Here is a 19259-nt window from a genome sequence, read left to right as displayed (position 1 = left end):
TAACCGAGACTCAATTGTGGCCATTATAGGGGCTGACGATTGGGACAATAGTCAGCGGTAGTTGTTCTGAATCTTTCGAAGTAGGACAATTGCCGGCTTCACGTCACCACCAGCGACCTTGAATGGCCTTCCTTGCACTCGGTATTAACCACAAGACTGCTTCAGTAGACGTCCGCGAGCGCGTGGCCTTTACCCCTGAGCAGCTGGTGGAGGCCTTGCAGCAGCTCTGCCGACTGACCGACAGCCGCGAAGCCGCGATCCTCTCCACCTGCAATCGCAGTGAGCTTTATATAGAACAGGATCAGCTGTCGGCCGATGTCGTGCTGCGCTGGCTGGCCGATTATCACCATCTGAGTCTCGACGAGCTGCGCGCCAGTGCTTATGTGCATGAAGACGATGCGGCTGTTCGTCACATGATGCGCGTCGCTTCCGGGCTCGACTCGCTGGTGCTGGGCGAACCGCAGATTCTCGGCCAGATGAAATCGGCCTACGCCGTGGCCCGCGAGGCCGGCACCATCGGTCCGCTGCTGGGGCGGCTCTTTCAGGCGACGTTCAATGCCGCCAAGCAAGTGCGTACCGATACCGCGATCGGCGAGAACCCGGTGTCGGTGGCGTTTGCTGCGGTGAGTCTGGCCAAACAGATTTTCAGCGATCTGCAACGCAGCCAGGCGCTGCTGATCGGTGCCGGCGAGACGATTACGCTGGTCGCGCGCCATTTGCATGAGCTGGGGGTCAAGCGCATCGTCGTCGCCAACCGCACGCTGGAGCGCGCCAGTCAGTTGGCCGAGCAGTTCGGCGCTCATGCGGTGCTGCTCTCGGACATTCCGGCGGAACTGGTGCGCAGCGACATCGTCATCAGTTCGACCGCCAGTCAGCTGCCGATCCTCGGCAAGGGCGCGGTGGAAAGTGCGCTGAAGCTGCGCAAGCACAAGCCGATCTTCATGGTCGACATTGCGGTACCGCGCGATATCGAGCCGGAAGTCGGCGAGCTCGACGACGTTTACCTGTACAGCGTCGACGATCTCCACGAAGTGGTCGCCGAGAACCTCAAGAGCCGTCAGGGCGCTGCGCAAGCGGCGGAGGAGATGGTCTCGGTCGGCGCCGACGATTTCATGGTGCGCCTGCGCGAACTGGCGGCAGTCGATGTGCTCAAGGCCTATCGTCAACAGAGCGAACGCTTGCGTGACGAGGAATTGCAGAAGGCCCTGCGTCTGCTGGCCAACGGCGGCAACGCCGAAGACGTGCTCGGGCAACTGGCCCGTGGCCTGACCAACAAACTCTTGCATGCGCCCAGCGTGCAGTTGAAAAAGCTGTCTGCCGAAGGCCGCCTCGATGCGCTGGCCATGGCCCAGGAACTCTTTGCCCTTGAGGGCTCACCGGATAGTTTTTCGGATAAAAAACCGCAATGAAAGCGTCACTGCTCAACAAGCTGGACATTCTCCAGGACCGTTTCGAGGAACTGACCGCGCTGCTCGGCGACGGTGAAGTCATTGCCGATCAGGCCAAATTCCGCGCCTATTCCAAGGAATACGCCGAACTCGAACCGGTAGTGGCCGCCTATAAAAAGCTGCTCGGCGTACAAAGCGATCTTGAAGGCGCGCAGGCGCTGCTCAAGGATAACGACCCGGACATGCGCGAAATGGCCGTGGAAGAAGTTCGCGAAGCCAAGGAGTTGCTGGTCAAGCTGGAATCCGATCTGCAGCGCATGCTGCTGCCTAAAGATCCGAATGACGGCCGCAACGTCTTCCTCGAAATCCGCGCCGGCACCGGTGGCGACGAGGCGGCGATCTTCTCCGGCGACCTGTTCCGCATGTACTCGCGTTATGCCGAGCGGCGTGGCTGGCGGGTAGAGATCCTCTCGGAAAACGAAGGCGAACACGGCGGCTATAAAGAAGTCATCGCGCGCATTGAAGGCGACAACGTTTACGGCAAGCTGAAATTCGAGTCCGGCGCGCACCGCGTTCAGCGCGTACCGGCTACCGAATCCCAGGGCCGGATCCACACGTCGGCGTGCACCGTGGCGGTGTTGCCTGAGCCGGATGAGCGCGAAGCCATCGAGATCAACCCGGCGGATCTGCGCGTCGACACTTACCGTTCCTCCGGGGCCGGTGGTCAGCACGTCAACACCACCGATTCGGCGATCCGCATTACCCACATCCCGACCGGCACTGTCGTCGAATGCCAGGAAGAGCGCTCCCAGCACAAGAACCGCGCGCGGGCGATGGCGTGGCTGTCGGCCAAGCTCAACGATCAGCAAAACGCTGCGGCGGCCAACGCGATTGCCAGTGAGCGCAAGTTGCTGGTCGGCTCCGGCGATCGATCCGAGCGTATCCGCACCTACAACTACGCTCAGGGCCGGGTCACCGACCATCGCGTCAACCTGACCCTGTATTCGCTGGATGAAATTCTCGCAGGTGGCGTTGAAGCCGTGATCGAGCCGTTGCTGGCCGAATATCAGGCTGACCAACTCGCAGCGATAGGTGAATAAATGACCATCATCGCCAGCCTGTTGCGCGCTGCCGAGTTGCCGGACTCGCCGACTGCGCGTCTGGACGCTGAATTGCTTCTCGCCGCCGCACTGGGCAAGTCGCGCAGCTTCCTGCACACCTGGCCCGAGCGCATCGTGCCAAGCGAGGCTGCGCTGACCTTTGCCGAGTATTTGCAACGGCGGCGTAGCGGTGAGCCGGTGGCCTACATTCTCGGCCAGCAGGGCTTTTGGAAGCTGGATCTGGAAGTCGCGCCGCACACGCTGATCCCGCGTCCCGATACAGAACTTTTGGTAGAGGCAGCCCTTGAGCTGCTGCCGGCAACCCCGGCCAAGGTCCTCGACTTGGGCACCGGCAGTGGCGCGATTGCTTTGGCTTTGGCCAGCGAACGCCCGGCGTGGAAAGTCACCGCCGTGGATCGTGTGCTTGAAGCCGTGGCCCTGGCCGAACGCAATCGCCAGCGTCTGCACCTGAACAACGCTACGGTGCTGAACAGCCATTGGTTCAGCGCCCTCGAGGGCCAGCGCTTCCAACTGATCATCAGCAACCCGCCGTACATTGCCGCCGCCGATCCGCATCTGGTCGAGGGTGATGTGCGTTTCGAACCGGCCAGTGCGCTGGTCGCCGGTGAAGATGGCCTCGATGATCTGCGCCTGATTGTTGCGCAGGCGCCGGATCATCTTGAAACCGGCGGCTGGCTGATGCTCGAACACGGCTATGATCAGGCCGAAGCCGTGCGTGATCTGCTGCTCACTCGTGGCTTTGAAGAAGTCCACAGCCGCACCGATCTGGGCGGCCATCAACGCATCAGTCTGGGGCGCCTGCCGTGCTGAATGATCAGGAATTGCTGCGCTACAGCCGGCAGATTCTGCTGCAACACATCGACATCGACGGGCAGCTGAAGCTCAAGGCCAGCCGCGTGCTGATCGTCGGCCTTGGCGGCCTCGGCGCGCCGGTGGCGTTGTATCTGGCGGCAGCGGGCGTCGGCGAGTTGCATCTGGCGGATTTCGACACGGTCGATCTGACCAATCTGCAACGGCAGATCATTCACGACACCGACAGTGTCGGCATGTCCAAGGTCGACTCGGCGCTCAAGCGCCTGGGCGCGATCAATCCCGAGATTCAACTGGTCGCCCATCGTCAGGCGCTGGACGCCGATTCCCTCGCCGCAGTGGTGGCGGCGGTGGATCTGGTGCTCGATTGCTCGGACAACTTCTCTACCCGTGAGGCGGTCAACGCCGCCTGTGTTGCCGCGCGCAAGCCCTTGGTCAGCGGTGCGGCAATTCGTCTGGAAGGGCAGCTGTCGGTGTTCGATCCACGGCGTGCCGAGAGCCCTTGCTACCACTGCCTTTACGGGCACGGCAGCGAAGCCGAACTGACGTGCAGCGAGGCTGGCGTGGTCGGACCATTGGTCGGTCTGGTCGGCAGCTTGCAGGCGCTGGAAGCGTTGAAGGTGCTGGTCGGCTTTGGCGAACCGTTGGTGGGGCGGTTGTTGCTGATCGACGCTCTGGGTTCGCGCTTCCGTGAGCTGCGGGTCAAGCGTGATCCGGGCTGCAGCGTCTGTGGCGCCCGCCATGCGTGAAGCGCCGATCGGCGTGTTCGATTCCGGGGTCGGCGGCTTGTCGGTCCTCGGCGAAATCCAGCGCTTGCTGCCCAACGAATCGCTGCTTTATGTCGCCGATTGCGGGAACATTCCTTACGGCGAGAAAACCCCGGAATTCATCCGCGAGCGTTGCAGCGTGATGGCCGGGTTCTTTCGCGAGCAGGGGGCCAAAGCTTTGGTGCTAGCGTGCAATACCGCGACCGTAGCGGGGGTTGCCGATCTGCGTCGCGATTTCCCCGACTGGCCGATTGTCGGCATGGAACCGGCGGTCAAACCGGCCGCAGCGGCCACACGAAGCGGCGTGGTTGGCGTCCTGGCCACGACCGGCACGTTGCAGAGCGCGAAGTTTGCCGCGTTGCTCGATCGCTTCGCGGCCGACATTAAAGTCATCACCCAGCCCTGTCCGGGACTGGTCGAACTGATCGAAACGGGTGATCTGCACAGCGCCGAATTACGCACTTTATTGCAAGGTTACGTCGCTCCATTGCTGGCGCAAAACTGCGACACGATCATTCTTGGCTGCACCCATTATCCCTTCCTCAAGCCGCTACTCAGGTCGATGATCGCCGACGATGTCAGCCTGATCGATACCGGAGCTGCCGTGGCCCGGCAGTTGCAACGCTTGCTCGCCGAGCGTGATCTGCTGGCGCAACGTCCGAGCCAGCCGGTGAAGTTCTGGACCAGCGGCGATCCGCAATCTCTCAGAAAAATCCTACCGTTGCTGGGCCAAACTGCGTCGAATGTGCAAAACTTCGACTTGTAAAAAAAATGTGAAATAACTAAAAAAACGCTGAACTTCTGACCAAGCGCGGATTTCTATAGCGACAGCAGCAACTAAAAACCAAACGATCGTTCCGGAAAAGGAAGTTTCAAAGTGAAGCGACTATTCTGCTTGGCCGCGATTGCGGCCGCACTGATGGGGCAAAGCATTACTGCACAAGCCGCTGGCGTTGAATTCGCCGTCGGCGGTACCAGCGATTCGACAATGACGTATCGCTTAGGCATGAATTTCGACTGGGACAAGAGCTGGCTGCAGAGCGACGTGGGTCGCCTGACCGGCTACTGGAGCGGTGCCTACACGTACTGGGAAGGTGACAAGACTTCCAGCAACAACAGCCTGTCGTTCTCGCCTGTATTCGTTTACGAGTTTGCCGGTCAGTCGGTCAAGCCATACGTGGAAGCGGGTATCGGCGTGGCGTTCTTCTCCAACACCGAATACGAAAGCAACAACCTGGGCGGCTCCTTCCAGTTTGAAGACCGCATCGGTGTCGGCCTGCGTTTCAACGGCGGCCACGAAGTCGGCATCCGCGCCACGCACTACTCCAACGCCGGCCTGTCCAGCGACAACGATGGTGTAGAAAGCTACGCGCTGCATTACACAATGCCGCTGTAATCCGCCTACGCGGAACCAACGTGGGAGCGAGCCTGCTCGCGAAAGCAGAGTGTCAGCCAATTCAAATGGTGGCTGACACACCGCCTTCGCGAGCAGGCTCGCTCCCACAGTTGTTTCTGCGCCGTCAAAGAAATCAGCGGTAGGCTGTAGCAATTCCCCGGCGCTCTTCGATGCACTCCGGCGCGCCCATTTCAAACTCGCGGCAAATCAGCGGGCGTCGTTCATAGATCGTGCACATCATGCTGTCGCGATCCAGTGCCGCGCACCAGCCGTCGTCCAGACGCAGCATCACTTCGCCGCCCCATTCATCGGTATCGATAAAGCGATCAGGCACGCCGGTGTCGGTGATCAGCATCACTTCGAGCTGGCAGCAGCACGCCGCACAGGTCGAGCAGGTGACCGCCGGTTCGGCGATTTGTGTGTGAGGGATGGTTTTCATCGTGGCAGTGTAAGGCAGTGATCGCGGTGGGTGTGAAAGCGCTGACGGACGCTCACGGGGCCAGACGCCGTGCCATCAAGTGCAACAGCGGGAACAGCCCTGCCCAGAGCAGCCCGATAACGATCAGCGTCGACACTTCGCCGTAAGGGAAATGTACGCCGGCCAGGCGTCCGCCACCGTAGTACGACAACGCCCCGCCCACCGCGCCAAGTCCGCTGGCCAGCCACCATGGCCGCGCGCTCCAGGCCAGGCAGTGGCGCAACGTGGTGGCGAGCAGTGCCCATAGCAGCATCAGCCACAGCGGAATCAGCGGCGAGGCGTCTGCAAAGCGGAACACGTCGAGGTAACGCAAGACGCTGTCCACCGCCGTGCCGACAATCACCACGCACAGAATCAAACGACCTTCTGCCGCCCAACTGCTGATCCAGCGCAAATGAATCACCAGAGCCGCCAGTGCCAGCAGCAGCCACAAACTGTTGCCGCCAAGTACGCAGGCCAGCCAGCCGAGCTGAAACAGCACGGCATTGGCGATTCGCTCACGCATCGAAGCGTCCGAGCAGCGGCGCGGTCATCGCCGCCGGTTTGGCCAGCAGCAATTGCGCGGTGCCGATGGTGCGTTCGAGGAACCCGCCCTCGCAATAGCACAGGTAAAACTCCCACAAACGCAGGAAATAATCGTCATAGCCCAATTCGTTCAGACGACCATGGGCGAGGCGAAAGTTCTCGTGCCACAGGCGCAGTGTCTTGGCGTAATGCAGGCCGAAATCTTCCATGTGCAGCAGGTTCATGTCGGTTTCGCGGCCGACCACATCGAGCATCTTGTGCACCGAGGGCAGGGCGCCGCCGGGGAAGATGTAGCGCTGGATGAAGTCGACGCTGCGCTTGGCCTGTTCGTAGCGTTGTTCGCGAATGGTGATCGCCTGGAGCAGCATCAGGCCGTTGCTCTTGAGCAACTGCGCGCATTGCTTGAAGTAGGTGGGCAGGAACCGATGGCCGACCGCTTCGATCATCTCGATCGACACCAGTTTGTCGTACTCGCCGCTGAGGTCGCGGTAGTCCTTGAGCAGCAGGGTGACGCGATCCTGCAAGCCGAGTTGTTCGATGCGCTTGGCGGTGAACGCAAATTGCTCTTTCGACAGCGTCGTGGTGGTCACGCGGCAACCGTAATGCTGCGCTGCGTACAGGGCCATGCTGCCCCAACCGGTGCCGATTTCCAGCAGGTGGTCGCTGGGTTTGAGCGCGAGTTTCTGGCAGATGCGTTCAAGTTTGTTCAATTGCGCCTGTTCCAGGGTGTCGCTCGGCGAAAGGAACTGGGCGGCGGAATACATCATGGTCGGGTCGAGAAACTGTTCGAACAGTTCATTGCCGAGGTCGTAGTGCGCGGCGATGTTTTTCTGCGAACCCTTGCGCGTGTTGCGATTGAGCCAGTGCAGGCCTTGCACGAAGGGCCGGCCCAGACGCGCCAGGCCACCTTCCATGGCATCGAGTACATCGAGATTGCTGACGAACACGCGCACCACAGCAGTCAGGTCCGGCGAACTCCAATAGCCGTGGATGAATGCTTCGCCGGCGCCGATCGAGCCGCTACTGGCGACCATGCCCCACAGGGCCGGGTCGAGTACATGGACTTCGCCGAGCAGAGCACTGCCCGGGGTGCCGAAAAGCATTTGTTCGCCATCCTCGACGACCATCAATTGTCCGTGTTTGAGCTGGGCCAATTGGCGCAACACGCCACGGCGCAGCAGCGAGCCGGTCAAACCGTTGGTGCTGAAGCGACCGAGCGGCAGGCTAGAGGATTTCATGGTGCGGCTCCTTCGGAGGCACAGTGGCGGTTTTAAAGCTGCCGTCGGCAGCCTGGTGAGGGAAGATCGGCGCGCGCTTGAGCAGCAGTCGCAGTGCTTGCCAATAAATCGCCAAAGCGGTTTTTGCGGTCATCCACGGGAAGCGCCGCAGGTAGCGATGCAGGCTGCGACGATCGAGCGGTTCGCGGCGCAGATTCAGTGTGGCGTCGAACAGTTTCTCGCTGCCCTGCCAATCGGCCATGTGCACACCCAGGCTTTGCGCGGCCGGGCTGAAGCTCATGCGGTATTCGAGGTCGCGGGGCAGAAACGGTGAAACGTGAAACGCCTTGGCTACAGCAAAATGTTGGTGGAAATCCACCAGACTGGTCGGCGTCTGCGCCGGCAACACGTAATGAAAACGCTCGCGCCATGGCGTATTGGTGACTTCACAAACGATCGCCGCCAGTTGTCCGTCGGCTTCATGGCAGTAGAAGAAGCTCACCGGATTGAACGACAGCCCCCAACTGCGCGGCTGGGTCAGCAGGCATACCGCGCCTTGTGGTTCATGACCGATGGCTGCACCGACCTGCTGACGCACGGCGTCGATCAGGCGCATGCCCTTGCCGGTGAAGGCTTTGAGGTAATCGGTTTCGCGAAACGAGAAGGGCGCGAAACGACTGCGCCCCGCCAGCGGCGACAAGGCCAGCACGGCGTCCTGTTCGCTCAGGTCGAGATAGAGCAGGCCAATGCGGTAGCGGAATTCGTGGCGGCGCGGCGCAAAACGTCGGTGGCCAATCACGCCGCTATACAGTGCGCTGTTCACAGGGTTTCACCGAACGCGGCGGCCACGCGCAAACCGCTGACCACGCCATCTTCATGAAAGCCGTTGGCCCAGTAGGCGCCGCAATAATGCGTGTGCTGCTCGCCATCGAGTTCGCCCCAACGGTTTTGCGCGGCCGCTGCGGCGAGCGTGTATTGCGGGTGGGCGTAGGTGTAGCGGGCCAGTACCTTGTCCGGGCTGATGCCGGCGGTCTGGTTGAGGCTGACGCAGAACGTAGTGTCGCTTTCGATGCCCTGCAGGATGTTCATGTTGTAGGTGACCGCCGCGCGCGTATGGCCGGCGCCCCCGAGGCGATAATTCCAGCTGGCCCAGACCAGTTTGCGCGTCGGCAGCAGGCGCGTGTCGGTGTGCAGCACGACATCGTTGTCGGCGTAGAGCAGGGCGCCGAGAATCGAGCGCTCGGCGTCGCTCGGGTTGGCCAGCAGGTTCAGCGCCTGATCGCTGTGACAGGCGAACACCACTTTGTCGAAATGTTCGAGGCCGGCCGGGCTGTGGATAACTACGCCGTGCTGGTTGCGCTCGACGCGCTTGACTGGGCAGTTCAGGCGGATCCTGTCGCTGAACGAAGCGGTCAGCGGCGCCACATAGGCACTGGAACCGCCTTCAATGACCTGCCACTGCGGCCGATCACTGACCGACAACAGGCCATGATTCTTGAAGAAACGCAGGAAGAATTGCAGCGGGAAATTGAGCATTTCCGCCATCGGCATCGACCAGATCGCCGCGCCCATCGGCACGATGTAGTGCAGGATGAAGCGCTCGCCGTAGCCGCCGGTTTTGAGGTAATCATCGAGCGTGGTATCGGCGGCGATGCGCAGTTCCACCAGGTCGCGCTGGGCTTCTTTGTTGAAGCGCAGAATGTCGCGCAGCATCCCCCAGAACCCGGGCGACAACAGATTGCTGCGCTGGGCGAACAGGCTGTTGAGGTTGTTGCCGTTGTACTCCACGCCAGTGTCCGGATCGGTTACCGAAAAGCTCATTTCGGTCGGCTTGAACGCCACGCCGAGCTGGTTGAGCAAGCGAATGAAGTTCGGGTAGGTCCAGTCGTTGAAGACGATGAAACCGGTGTCGATGGCGAACGATTGCCCAGCCACGCTGACCGGTACGGTGTGGGTGTGGCCGCCGACCCAGTCACTCGCTTCGAACACGGTGATGTCGTGGCGGCGGTTCAGCAGGTAGGCGCAGGTGAGCCCGGCGATACCGCTGCCAATTACGGCGATTTTCATATCGGGTCCCGCTGCGGAGGGTTCTTGCGCACCATGCGTTTGCCGATCGCCAGTTGCGCGCGGGCGGGCAGCTTGGACAGCGGCCACAGCGCGGCCATGAACAGCCCCGGGAAGGCAATTTCCAGCGGACGGTCCTTGAGTTTGGCGAAGATGTGCCGCGCCGCTTTATCTGCGGGCCAGCTCAGCGGCATCGGGAAATCGTTCCTCTCGGTCAGCGGCGTTTCGACAAAACCCGGGCTGATGATGGTGACTTCAATACCTTCATCCGCCAGATCGATGCGCAGCGATTCGAACAGGTAACGCAGCCCGGCCTTCGATGCGCCATAGGCTTCGGCCCGTGGCAGCGGCAGGTAAGTCACCGAGCTGGCCATGCCGACCAGATGCGGCGCGGTGCCTTTGCGCAACAGCGGCAGGGCGGCTTCGATGCAATAGCTGCTGGCGAGCAGATTGGTGCGCACCACGTGCTCGATGATCGACGAATCGAACTGGCGCGCGTCGACATATTCACAGGTGCCGGCGTTGAGAATCACGCTGTCCAGCGAACCCCAGGCCTCGGTGATCTGCTCACCGATTTCGCGCACGGTCTGACTGTTGGTCAGATCGCCGGGCACCACCAGCACCTGGCCCGGATAACGCTGGGACAAGACCTTGAGCGGCGCGGCCGAGCGCGAGCTGACCGCCAGGTGCGCGCCGCTTTTCAGAATGTCCTCACACAAGGCTGCACCGATGCCACTGCTGGCCCCGGTCAACCAATACCGCCGTGGAGGTGTACGACTCATCCCATTCTCCTTTTCAGCCAGGCAATCACCCGGCCCAATATTGGCAAGTGTTCATACAGCAGCGCCCCGGCATCGAAATAATCCCGATGGCGATAGACCTTGTCGCGCCAGAGCAGGTGCGAACAGCCACCGACTCTGATTTCCCGACCGTTGGCCAGGCGCGGATGGCGATAACTCATGACCCAGCGCAGGTAACCCTCACCTTCGCGGATCTGGTCGAAACCATGAAAATCGAAACGCAGATCGCTGACGTTGGCGTACAGCTCGCTGAAGTAATCCTGCAGTTGTGCCAGGCCCTGAACTTCGTGCAGCGGATCGGTGAAATGAATGTCGTCGCTGTACAGCTCGCCGAGGCGATACAGGTTGTCTTTGTTCAACCCGCAAAACTCGCGGGCGAAGCTGCGCAGGAATTCACTCATCGCTGCCGCCCACAGGCTGGCGCGACGGCAGGTTCTTGAACGCCGTCAGCGCACGCTCGCGTGAAGTGCTGAGGTTGACGATCGGCGCCGGATAACCGGCCACGCCGAACAGTCCTCCGGCTGCCGCCGGATTGTGCACTTCCTTCTTGTTGAGCCCGGCCAGTTCCGGCAACCAGTGCTTGATGAACACGCCTTCGGCGTCGAATTTTTCCGACTGGCTCAACGGGTTGAAGATACGGAAGTACGGCGCCGAGTCGGTGCCGGTCGACGAGCTCCACTGCCAGCCACCGTTGTTGGCCGCCAGGTCGCCGTCGATCAGGTGGCGCATGAAAAAGCGTTCGCCCTCGCGCCAGTCGATCAGCAGGTTTTTGGTCAGGAACATCGCCACGACCATGCGCAGGCGATTGTGCATCCAGCCGGTTTCCAGCAGTTGACGCATCGCCGCGTCGATGATCGGCAGCCCAGTGCGTGCCTCTTGCCAGGCCTTGAGTTCTTCCGGCGCATCGCGCCAGGCCAGCGCTTCGGTTTCCGGGCGAAAGGCGCGATGCCGGGAGACACGTGGGTAGCCGACCAGAATATGTTTATAGAACTCGCGCCACAGCAGCTCGTTGATCCAGGTCACTGCGCCGACCTTGCCGCTTTCGAACTCGCCCTGATTGCTTTGCAGTGCAGCGTGCAGGCACTGGCGTGGCGAGATCACGCCGGCGGCAAGATACGCCGACAATTGGCTGGTGCCAGGTTTGGCCGGGAAGTCGCGTTCACTGCGGTAGTAGTCGATCTGCGCGTCGGTGAAGGTATCGAGGCGGCGTCGCGCCTCTTGCTCGCCGGCCGGCCACAGGGCGCGCAGGGATTCGCTCGGTGTGGCGAAACCTTTTACCGCCTCCGGAATTGCATCGCTGGCGATATCCAGCGCGGCCTGCTTGCCGGGTGCCTTGACCAGTGCCGGCATCGAGCGATGCAGGCGTTCGTAGCAGACTTTGCGAAACTGACTGAACACCTGGAAGTAGGTGCCGGTCTTGGTCAGCACTGTGCCGGGTTTGAACAGCAACTGATCCAGGTAACTGTGGAATTCGATGCCTTCGGCTCGCAACGTTTCGGCCACGGCTTCATCACGGCGGCTTTCGTGAACGCCGTATTCCTCGTTGACGTGCACCGCCTCGATCTTCAAATGCCGGCAGAGTTTGAGCAGCTCCGCCGGTGCCTGATCCCAGTGCGGTGCGCTGCGAATCAACAACGGGATGTTCAGCGCGCCGAGGCTCTGACTCAGTTCGCGCAGGTTGCGCAGCCAGAAATCCACTTTGCACGGCGCATCGTCGTGCTCCAGCCACTGCTGCGGACTCAACAGATACACCGCCACGGTCGGGCCGCGCGCTGCGGCGGCCGCGAGGGCTGTGTTGTCATGTAGGCGCAAGTCGCTGCGCAGCCAGATCAGTTGCATGTGATTAAACCCATCATCAAATCAATCCGCGCTCGAGCAGCGCCTGGTGTGCGGCAAGCGGATCTTCAGCCAGGAACAGATCGGCAGTCTGGGCGGTGCGTGCGGACAACTCGGTGTGGTGGATGTGCACCGTGGGGCCAGCAATCAAGGTCGGGCAATTGACGTTTGCCAACAGCTTGGGCAACTGCGCCAGTTGCATGGCTTTGCTCGAATACAGCAGCACGCCACGGGCTTGCAGATGCTCGACGGTCAGCGCCAGTTCACCGGCCGGCAGTGGCCAGTCGAACACTTGCACCGGGCAATCGGCACTGCTGATCAGCCATGCGCACAGCCACAGATGTGGCTCCAGCGGCAGGTCGGAATGATTGATCAACAACAGCGGCGCCGAATGCAGCTGACGGTTGTTATGGTAGATGCGTGCGCCGAATTTGCTGCGCAACCAGGAAAAGAAAAACGTCCGTTCCATCTGCGCACCGAACTGGCCCTGCCAGCGCTGTTCGAGCTCGGCCAGCAGCGGCATCAGCAATTGCTCGCACAACGTCCGTGGCGGATACAAGGCGATGGCCTGATTGACGCTGTCATCCAGCGCGCGCTCATTGAGCGAGGTGACCGCCGACAGCAACGTCTGATGCAGACGCTGCCAATCGTTTTCCACGGTTTCCGTGAAGGCCTGCGGCGCATCGAGCAGTGGCTTGACCTGGCTCACCGCAACGCCACGGTTGAGCCAGGTGAGGATGGCCATGATCCGCTGCACATGTTCAGCGCTATACAGTCGATGGCCCTTGGGCGTGCGCTGGGGCACCACCAACCCATAGCGACGTTCCCACGCGCGCAGGGTGATGGCGTTGACGCCGGTCTGCCGCGCGACTTCGCGAATCGGCAACCAGCCCTCGTCGAGGGCTTTCTTGAAGTCGGCGCCGAGGTCTTCCTGGGCGCTGCTATCGGTTTTATCGTTCATTAGATCGCGTTTCGCAGACTGAGGTTTTCCGGATGCGGCTGCAGGTAAACCTGCTGCGCGATGTACGGGTCCGGATGGAGTCGAAAATGGTGTTTGAGCAGCGTCAACGGCACCACGAGCGGCACGATGCCCTGGCGGTACTGGCCGATGATCTGCTGCATTTCCTGTTTGTCTTCGGCGCTCAGCGATTGTTTCAAATAACCGCTGAGGTGCAGCAGCACGTTGCAATGGGTGCCGCGAGTGGCGCATTTCTTCAGCGCGGCCATCAGCTCGCTGAAATAGCGCGGGCCGAGTTCGGCGGGATCGCTGTCGGCCATGTTGCCGAGCATCTTGCCGAGGTTTTTGTATTGCAGCGGGTTGTGCGCCATCAGCAGGTACTTGTAGCGCGAATGGAACTCGGTAAGGGCGCGGCGGCTCAGGCCCTCGGCGAGCACTTGTTGCCAGGCGCTGTAGGCCAGGACGCGGGTGATGAAGTTTTCCCGCAGCACCGGATCGTTGAGGCGTCCGGCTTCTTCCACCGGCAGATCCGGATGCTGTGCACAGAATGCCTGCGCATAGATTCCGCGTCCGCCACCATTCACTGGCGCGCCGTTGTCGTGATAGACCTTGACCCGTTCCAGCCCGCAGGAGGGCGACTGCTGCATGAAGATGTAGCCGGACAGGTCCTGCAACTCGGCGGCCATTTTCTCGCCGTACTCGGCCAGCGGCCTGGTCACGTTGATGGTCCGGTCAACGGTGCCGACCGCCTCGGGTTGCTCAGGGTCGCCGACCAGCCGAATCGGCTCACGGGGAATACCCATGCCGATAGCAACTTCCGGGCAAAGCGGGACGAAATCGAAATATTCGGTAAGGGTACGGCTGCACAGCCGCGATTCCTTGTGCCCACCGTTGTAGCGCACTTCTTCGCCCAACAGGCAGGCGCTGATGGCGATCTTCGGCTTGGACAGGGAAGCAGTAGACATGAGCACCTCGAATCTATACCTGTACAGAGAGTTATCTCTGTACAACTTTTCCTCAGCATAGATCGATGGATGTACAAGTCAAATGATTTGTATAAGATTTTTCTACAGCGCTGAATATGTGGGAGCGAGCCTGCTCGCGAAAGCGGTGGGTCAGTGAATGAAATTGCATTTGATACAGCGCTTTCGCGAGCAGGCTCGCTCCCACAAGGGAAATCTATTTCCAGCCCAGTAACCAGTGCTCGCTGTCTTTCAGCACCTGCCAATCCAGTCGCTCGCTACGCTGGGTCAGCACCGCCTGCAACTCAACGTCCAGCACCGTACCTTCCTCGTCGCGGATCAGTTCGGTGACCAGAAAATGTTTTTCGCGATTTTGCGGGTGGGCTGCTGTCCACTTCGACAGCAGCAATTTGCGCGGATTGATGCGATTCATTGCAGGTGTTCGTGCAAGCGACGTGCAGCCTCCTGACCGCTCAGCCAAGCGCCTTCAACGCGGCCCGACAGGCACCAGTCGCCGCAGGCGTACAAGCCCAGGTCGGCGTCGGCCAGCGTGGTCCACTCGTGGCCGGTAGCGGGGCGGGCGTAGAGCCAGCGGTGGGCGAGGCTGAAGGTCGGCGCAGGCATGGCGCTGTGCAGCAATTCGGCGAACGCACCGTGCAGATGTTCGATTACTGCTTCCTTGGAGAGGTCGATGTGTTGCCGGCTCCAGGCGCTGGTTGCATGCAGCACCCACGTGTCGAGAGTGCTGTCGCGCCCGGGTTTGCTGCGGTTGCGCGCCAGCCAGTCGAGCGGGCTGTCCTGCACGAAGCAGCCTTCGATCGGCGTATCGAGCGGGGTTTCAAATGCGAGGGCGACGGCCCAGGTCGGCTCCATTTTCACCCCGGCAGCGACGCCGGCAAGTTTCGGTGCGGCGGCCAGCAGCGCGGTGGCTTGCGGTGCCGGTGTGGCGATCACCACATGGCTGAAGGGGCCGTGGGTGCAGCCGTCGGCGTCCTGCAGATGCCAGTGTTCTTCGCCGCGATAGACCTCGGTGATGCGGCAGGCAAACTGCACGTCCAGGCCATCGAGCAGGCCACGGGTGATGGCGCTCATGCGCGGCGTGCCGACCCAGCGGGTCTGCTCGTCCGGCGACATGTTCAGTTGGCCGCCCTGGAAGGTGTACAGCTGCGGCGTCCACTCAGCGGCCCAGCCCCGGCTCTGCCAGCGCTGCACTTCGGTGACGAAGCGCCGGTCGCGCGCGGTGAAGTATTGAGCGCCCAAGTCCAGCGAGCCGGCGTCGCTGCGCTTGCTCGACATGCGCCCCCCGCTGCCGCGGCTTTTATCGAACAGTTGAACGGTATGCCCGGTCTCTGTCAGAGCCTGAGCGGCGGAGAGCCCGGCGATGCCGGTGCCGATGATTGCGATAGGTACAGTCATAGGGGCCTCGTTTACCTTTCTGTACAGACTACGCCGTCGATGAAACCTGTACAATTCTGTTTTTTGGTATAACTTCTAGCGTTCTCGTTCTGACAGCTTGGCCTATTGTTAAACCATAGAGCCTGCCCGATCGAAAAGATCCCTGCCTATAAAAATAGACTAGTGATCCGGGTTAAACGCCACGCGAGGAAGATGTCATGCACATATTGCTGACCGGCGGTACTGGTTTGATCGGACGTCAGCTCTGCCGGCACTGGCTGGAGCAGGGCCATCGGCTGACGGTGTGGAGTCGCCGCGCGGAAAAAGTCGCGCAGATCTGCGGCGCGCAGGTGCGCGGAATTTCGCGTCTGGAGGACCTCGGCGAAGAGCCGCTGGATGCGATCGTCAATCTCGCCGGCGCGCCGATTGCCGACCGCCCCTGGACCCATCGTCGCAAGGCGTTGCTGTGGAGCAGCCGCATCACCCTGACGGAAACGCTGCTGGCGTGGCTGGAAACTCGCGCGCAGAAACCGTCGCTGCTGATTTCCGGCTCGGCGATCGGCTGGTACGGCGACGGTGGCGAACGCGAGTTGACTGAAGAATCACCGCCGGGCATCGACGACTTCGCCAGTCAGTTGTGCATCGCCTGGGAAGAAACCGCCCTGCGCGCCGAAAACCTCGGCATCCGCGTGGTACTGGTGCGAACCGGTCTGGTGCTGTCGGCTGAGGGCGGCTTTTTGTCGCGGCTGTTGCTGCCGTTCAAGCTCGGGCTGGGCGGGCCTTTGGGCAATGGTCGGCAGTGGATGCCGTGGATTCACATCGACGATCAAATCGCCCTGATTGATTTTCTTCTGCACCGGAATCAGGCGAGCGGTCCTTATAATGCCTGCGCGCCGAAACCTGTGCGCAACCGCGAATTTGCCAAGACCCTGGGCAGTGTGTTGCACCGCCCGGCGTTCATGCCGATGCCGACCCTGGCGCTGAAAGTCATGCTCGGCGAGCTGTCACTGTTATTGCTCGGCGGCCAGCGTGCGACGCCGGCACGCCTGGTGGAAGCGGGGTTCAGCTTCCGCTTTACGGATTTACGCGCGGCTCTGGATGATCTCTCCAGCCGCCTCTGAAATAGGACGTTGCATGACCGATCACGCTTTGCTTCTGGTCAACCTGGGCTCTCCGGCCTCCACCTCGGTGGCCGATGTGCGCAGCTATCTCAATCAATTTCTGATGGACCCCTACGTGATCGACCTGCCATGGCCGCTGCGGCGGCTGCTGGTGTCGCTGATCCTGATCAAGCGTCCCGAGCAATCGGCCCATGCCTATGCCTCGATCTGGTGGGAAGAGGGCTCGCCGCTGGTGGTGCTCAGCCGCCGTTTGCAAGAGCAGATGACCCGCACGTGGAAACACGGCCCGGTAGATCTGGCGATGCGTTATGGCGAGCCGTCGATCGAAACCTGTCTGCTGCGTCTGGTCAAAGCGGGACATAAGAAGATCACTTTGGCGCCGCTGTACCCACAGTTCGCCGACAGCACCACGACCACGGTGATCGAAGAAGCCCGCCGCGTGCTGCGCGAGAAGAAACTCGACGTGCAGTTGTCGATCCTGCAACCGTTCTACGATCAGCCGGAATACATCGAGGCACTGGCCGCCAGCGCTCGACCACATCTGCAGCAGGACTACGATCATCTGCTGCTGAGCTTTCACGGCTTGCCTGAGCGGCATCTGAGCAAACTCGACCCGACGGGCAATCACTGCCTCAAGGGCGCCGATTGCTGCCAGACCGCCTCGCCGGAGGTATTGGCGACCTGTTATCGCGCGCAGTGTTTCCGTACCGCCGCCGCCTTCGCCAAAAGTATGGGCCTGGCGGACGGCAAATGGTCGGTGTCGTTTCAGTCGCGCCTGGGCCGGGCGAAATGGATCGAGCCGTACACCGAAGTGCGGCTGGATGAACTGGCCAAAAGCGGGGTGAAAAAGATTCTGGTGATGTGCCCGGCGTTCGTCGCCGATTGCATCGAGACGCTGGAAGAGATCGGCGATCGCGGCAAGGAACAGTTCCGCGAAGCGGGGGGCGAGGAGTTGGTGCTGGTGCCGTGCCTGAACGACGACCCGCAATGGGCCAAGGCGCTGGCGACCCTCTGCGAAAGAGCGCCGCTGGCCCTTTAAAGCTTCGCGAGCAGGCTCGCTCCCACAGGTTGAAATGCATTCCAGACCTGTGGGAGCGAGCCTGCTCGCGAATGCTATCTGTCAGGCGATGAAGATCCGAAAGCCTTAGATCAGCGGCTCATCCGCCTTCTTCTGCTTCCAGCCATCATTGCCCGGCAGGATCAGGTTCAGCGCAATCGCCACCACCGCGCACAGCGCGATGCCTTTGAGGCCGAAGTCATCAGGACCGGTGCCGGTGCCGACCAGCACGCCGCCGATACCGAACACCAGCGTCACCGAAACAATCACCAGGTTGCGCGCTTCGCCCAGGTCGATCTTGTGGCGGATCAGGGTGTTCATGCCCACTGCCGCGATCGAACCGAACAGCAAGCACAAAATCCCCCCCATCACCGGCACCGGAATGCTCTGCAGCAGCGCGCCGAACTTGCCGATGAACGCCAGGGTGATGGCGAAGATCGCCGCCCAGGTCATGATTTTCGGATTGTAGTTCTTGGTCAGCATCACCGCGCCGGTCACTTCGGCGTAAGTGGTGTTGGGCGGGCCACCGAACAGGCCGGCGGCCGTGGTGGCGATGCCGTCACCGAGCAGGGTGCGATGCAGGCCCGGCTTCTTCAGGTAATCGCGACCGGTCACGCTACCCACGGCAATCACGCCGCCGATGTGTTCGATCGCCGGGGCCAGCGCCACCGGAACGATGAACAGAATCGCCTGCCAGTTGAACTCGGGCGCGGTGAAGTGCGGCAGGGCGAACCATGGCGCTGCAGCAATTTTCGCTGTGTCGACCACGCCGAAATAGAACGACATGGCAAAGCCCACCAGCACGCCGGAAATGATCGGCACCAGACGGAAGATGCCCTTGCCGAAGACCGCCACGATCAGCGTGGTCAGCAGCGCCGGCATGGAAATCATCATCGCCGTCTGATAGTGGATCAGCTCGCTGCCGTCGCCGGCCTTGCCCATCGCCATGTTCGCGGCAATCGGCGCCATGGCCAGGCCGATGGAGATGATCACCGGACCGATCACTACCGGTGGCAGCAGACGGTCAATGAAGCCGGTGCCTTTGATCTTCACGGCGAGGCCGAGGAAGGTGTAGACGAAACCGGCCGCCATCACCCCGCCCATGGTCGCGGCGAGGCCGAACTGGCCCTTGGCGAGAATGATCGGCGTGATGAAGGCGAAGCTCGACGCCAGGAACACCGGCACCTGTCGCCCGGTGACGATCTGGAACAGGATCGTCCCCAGACCCGCGGTGAACAGTGCCACGTTCGGGTCCAGGCCGGTGATCAGCGGCATCAGCACCAAGGCGCCGAAGGCCACGAACAGCATCTGCGCGCCGGACAGCACCGTGCGCCAGAGCGGATCGTTGAACTCTTGCTGCATGG

The 19259-nt window shown here is 61.5% G+C and carries 21 protein-coding genes; 8 read left to right on the top strand and 13 right to left on the bottom strand.

The genetic code is table 11. The features are described 5' to 3' along the window. Positions 1-122: 122 nt before the first annotated feature. The 6 genes from hemA to AB4N41_RS04145 all read left to right on the top strand — a co-directional run bounded on the left by hemA (position 123) and on the right by AB4N41_RS04145 (position 5482). Positions 123-1409 (top strand): glutamyl-tRNA reductase, encoded by a 1287-nt coding sequence (hemA, locus tag AB4N41_RS04170; RefSeq protein WP_016773209.1) that lies wholly within the window; start codon positions 123-125, stop codon positions 1407-1409. Continuing rightward, positions 1406-2488, top strand: a complete 1083-nt coding sequence (gene prfA, locus AB4N41_RS04165; RefSeq protein WP_150638770.1) for a peptide chain release factor 1 — start codon at positions 1406-1408, stop codon at positions 2486-2488. The genes hemA and prfA overlap by 4 nt, the downstream gene beginning before the upstream one ends. Continuing rightward, positions 2489-3319: a peptide chain release factor N(5)-glutamine methyltransferase gene (gene prmC / locus AB4N41_RS04160; RefSeq protein WP_252876891.1), complete on the top strand. Its 831-nt coding sequence runs from the start codon at positions 2489-2491 to the stop codon at positions 3317-3319. Further along, positions 3313-4068, top strand: coding sequence for a molybdopterin-synthase adenylyltransferase MoeB (locus AB4N41_RS04155; RefSeq protein ID WP_024014293.1), 756 nt, complete (start codon positions 3313-3315; stop codon positions 4066-4068). Before prmC ends, AB4N41_RS04155 begins: the two co-directional genes overlap by 7 nt. Continuing rightward, complete coding sequence (gene murI / locus AB4N41_RS04150; RefSeq protein WP_150638776.1) at positions 4061-4852, top strand: glutamate racemase; 792 nt, start codon at positions 4061-4063, stop codon at positions 4850-4852. The genes AB4N41_RS04155 and murI overlap by 8 nt, the downstream gene beginning before the upstream one ends. A 111-nt stretch (positions 4853-4963) precedes the next feature. Continuing rightward, entirely contained in the window at positions 4964-5482 is a 519-nt protein-coding gene (locus AB4N41_RS04145; RefSeq protein ID WP_041480001.1) for an acyloxyacyl hydrolase, read from the top strand. Between the two features lie 133 nt (positions 5483-5615). Here the strand turns inward: AB4N41_RS04145 and AB4N41_RS04140 are convergent, their stop codons facing one another. The 12 genes from AB4N41_RS04140 to AB4N41_RS04085 form a co-directional block, all read right to left on the bottom strand. Continuing rightward, positions 5616-5921, bottom strand: a complete 306-nt coding sequence (locus AB4N41_RS04140) for a YkgJ family cysteine cluster protein (RefSeq protein ID WP_024014290.1) — start codon at positions 5919-5921, stop codon at positions 5616-5618. Between the two features lie 52 nt (positions 5922-5973). After that, on the bottom strand, positions 5974-6465 hold the full coding sequence (locus AB4N41_RS04135) for a DUF2878 domain-containing protein (protein ID WP_150741822.1): 492 nt from the start codon (positions 6463-6465) through the stop codon (positions 5974-5976). Beyond that, entirely contained in the window at positions 6458-7723 is a 1266-nt protein-coding gene (locus AB4N41_RS04130) for an SAM-dependent methyltransferase (RefSeq protein ID WP_150638780.1), read from the bottom strand. The genes AB4N41_RS04135 and AB4N41_RS04130 overlap by 8 nt, the downstream gene beginning before the upstream one ends. Next, positions 7710-8525, bottom strand: coding sequence for a DUF1365 domain-containing protein (locus tag AB4N41_RS04125; protein ID WP_056790285.1), 816 nt, complete (start codon positions 8523-8525; stop codon positions 7710-7712). Before AB4N41_RS04125 ends, AB4N41_RS04130 begins: the two co-directional genes overlap by 14 nt. After that, positions 8522-9769 (bottom strand): NAD(P)/FAD-dependent oxidoreductase, encoded by a 1248-nt coding sequence (locus AB4N41_RS04120; protein ID WP_252876890.1) that lies wholly within the window; start codon positions 9767-9769, stop codon positions 8522-8524. The genes AB4N41_RS04125 and AB4N41_RS04120 overlap by 4 nt, the downstream gene beginning before the upstream one ends. After that, on the bottom strand, positions 9766-10548 hold the full coding sequence (locus tag AB4N41_RS04115) for an SDR family NAD(P)-dependent oxidoreductase (RefSeq protein WP_041479996.1): 783 nt from the start codon (positions 10546-10548) through the stop codon (positions 9766-9768). Before AB4N41_RS04115 ends, AB4N41_RS04120 begins: the two co-directional genes overlap by 4 nt. Continuing rightward, on the bottom strand, positions 10545-10967 hold the full coding sequence (locus tag AB4N41_RS04110) for a nuclear transport factor 2 family protein (RefSeq protein WP_041479995.1): 423 nt from the start codon (positions 10965-10967) through the stop codon (positions 10545-10547). The genes AB4N41_RS04115 and AB4N41_RS04110 overlap by 4 nt, the downstream gene beginning before the upstream one ends. Beyond that, positions 10960-12405, bottom strand: coding sequence for a deoxyribodipyrimidine photo-lyase (gene phrB, locus AB4N41_RS04105; protein ID WP_252876889.1), 1446 nt, complete (start codon positions 12403-12405; stop codon positions 10960-10962). Before phrB ends, AB4N41_RS04110 begins: the two co-directional genes overlap by 8 nt. A 16-nt stretch (positions 12406-12421) precedes the next feature. Then, positions 12422-13363: a MerR family transcriptional regulator gene (locus AB4N41_RS04100; RefSeq protein WP_056790272.1), complete on the bottom strand. Its 942-nt coding sequence runs from the start codon at positions 13361-13363 to the stop codon at positions 12422-12424. Next, entirely contained in the window at positions 13363-14325 is a 963-nt protein-coding gene (locus tag AB4N41_RS04095) for a YbgA family protein (RefSeq protein ID WP_041479992.1), read from the bottom strand. Before AB4N41_RS04095 ends, AB4N41_RS04100 begins: the two co-directional genes overlap by 1 nt. A 214-nt stretch (positions 14326-14539) precedes the next feature. Further along, on the bottom strand, positions 14540-14755 hold the full coding sequence (locus AB4N41_RS04090; RefSeq protein ID WP_252876888.1) for a TIGR02450 family Trp-rich protein: 216 nt from the start codon (positions 14753-14755) through the stop codon (positions 14540-14542). Then, positions 14752-15738, bottom strand: coding sequence for an NAD(P)/FAD-dependent oxidoreductase (locus AB4N41_RS04085; protein WP_041479990.1), 987 nt, complete (start codon positions 15736-15738; stop codon positions 14752-14754). Before AB4N41_RS04085 ends, AB4N41_RS04090 begins: the two co-directional genes overlap by 4 nt. A 197-nt stretch (positions 15739-15935) precedes the next feature. Between AB4N41_RS04085 and AB4N41_RS04080 the strand changes: the two genes are divergently transcribed. Then, positions 15936-16838: a TIGR01777 family oxidoreductase gene (locus tag AB4N41_RS04080; protein ID WP_056790263.1), complete on the top strand. Its 903-nt coding sequence runs from the start codon at positions 15936-15938 to the stop codon at positions 16836-16838. Positions 16839-16851: 13 nt separating this feature from the next. Continuing rightward, a complete protein-coding gene (hemH, locus tag AB4N41_RS04075; protein WP_129997672.1) occupies positions 16852-17877 on the top strand; it encodes a ferrochelatase in 1026 nt (341 codons plus the stop codon). Between the two features lie 105 nt (positions 17878-17982). On the opposite strand, the gene AB4N41_RS04070 is transcribed toward hemH, so the two are convergent. Continuing rightward, positions 17983-19257: a uracil-xanthine permease family protein gene (locus AB4N41_RS04070; protein ID WP_071173568.1), complete on the bottom strand. Its 1275-nt coding sequence runs from the start codon at positions 19255-19257 to the stop codon at positions 17983-17985. Between the last annotated feature and the right edge of the window lie 2 nt (positions 19258-19259).

This window comes from Pseudomonas sp. S2_A10 (assembly GCF_054668465.1).
This window is presented reverse-complemented; position numbering and strand designations above follow the sequence as displayed.

Coding starts and splice junctions, on each gene's coding strand:
- hemA (WP_016773209.1), top strand. CDS start 123: ATGGCCTTCCTTGCACTCGGTATTAACCACAAGACTGCTTCAGTAGAC.
- prfA (WP_150638770.1), top strand. CDS start 1,406: ATGAAAGCGTCACTGCTCAACAAGCTGGACATTCTCCAGGACCGTTTC.
- prmC (WP_252876891.1), top strand. CDS start 2,489: ATGACCATCATCGCCAGCCTGTTGCGCGCTGCCGAGTTGCCGGACTCG.
- murI (WP_150638776.1), top strand. CDS start 4,061: ATGCGTGAAGCGCCGATCGGCGTGTTCGATTCCGGGGTCGGCGGCTTG.
- AB4N41_RS04140 (WP_024014290.1), bottom strand. CDS start 5,921: ATGAAAACCATCCCTCACACACAAATCGCCGAACCGGCGGTCACCTGC.
- AB4N41_RS04135 (WP_150741822.1), bottom strand. CDS start 6,465: ATGCGTGAGCGAATCGCCAATGCCGTGCTGTTTCAGCTCGGCTGGCTG.
- AB4N41_RS04130 (WP_150638780.1), bottom strand. CDS start 7,723: ATGAAATCCTCTAGCCTGCCGCTCGGTCGCTTCAGCACCAACGGTTTG.
- AB4N41_RS04120 (WP_252876890.1), bottom strand. CDS start 9,769: ATGAAAATCGCCGTAATTGGCAGCGGTATCGCCGGGCTCACCTGCGCC.
- AB4N41_RS04115 (WP_041479996.1), bottom strand. CDS start 10,548: ATGAGTCGTACACCTCCACGGCGGTATTGGTTGACCGGGGCCAGCAGT.
- AB4N41_RS04110 (WP_041479995.1), bottom strand. CDS start 10,967: ATGAGTGAATTCCTGCGCAGCTTCGCCCGCGAGTTTTGCGGGTTGAAC.
- phrB (WP_252876889.1), bottom strand. CDS start 12,405: ATGCAACTGATCTGGCTGCGCAGCGACTTGCGCCTACATGACAACACA.
- AB4N41_RS04100 (WP_056790272.1), bottom strand. CDS start 13,363: ATGAACGATAAAACCGATAGCAGCGCCCAGGAAGACCTCGGCGCCGAC.
- AB4N41_RS04095 (WP_041479992.1), bottom strand. CDS start 14,325: ATGTCTACTGCTTCCCTGTCCAAGCCGAAGATCGCCATCAGCGCCTGC.
- AB4N41_RS04090 (WP_252876888.1), bottom strand. CDS start 14,755: ATGAATCGCATCAATCCGCGCAAATTGCTGCTGTCGAAGTGGACAGCA.
- AB4N41_RS04085 (WP_041479990.1), bottom strand. CDS start 15,738: ATGACTGTACCTATCGCAATCATCGGCACCGGCATCGCCGGGCTCTCC.
- AB4N41_RS04080 (WP_056790263.1), top strand. CDS start 15,936: ATGCACATATTGCTGACCGGCGGTACTGGTTTGATCGGACGTCAGCTC.
- hemH (WP_129997672.1), top strand. CDS start 16,852: ATGACCGATCACGCTTTGCTTCTGGTCAACCTGGGCTCTCCGGCCTCC.
- AB4N41_RS04070 (WP_071173568.1), bottom strand. CDS start 19,257: ATGCAGCAAGAGTTCAACGATCCGCTCTGGCGCACGGTGCTGTCCGGC.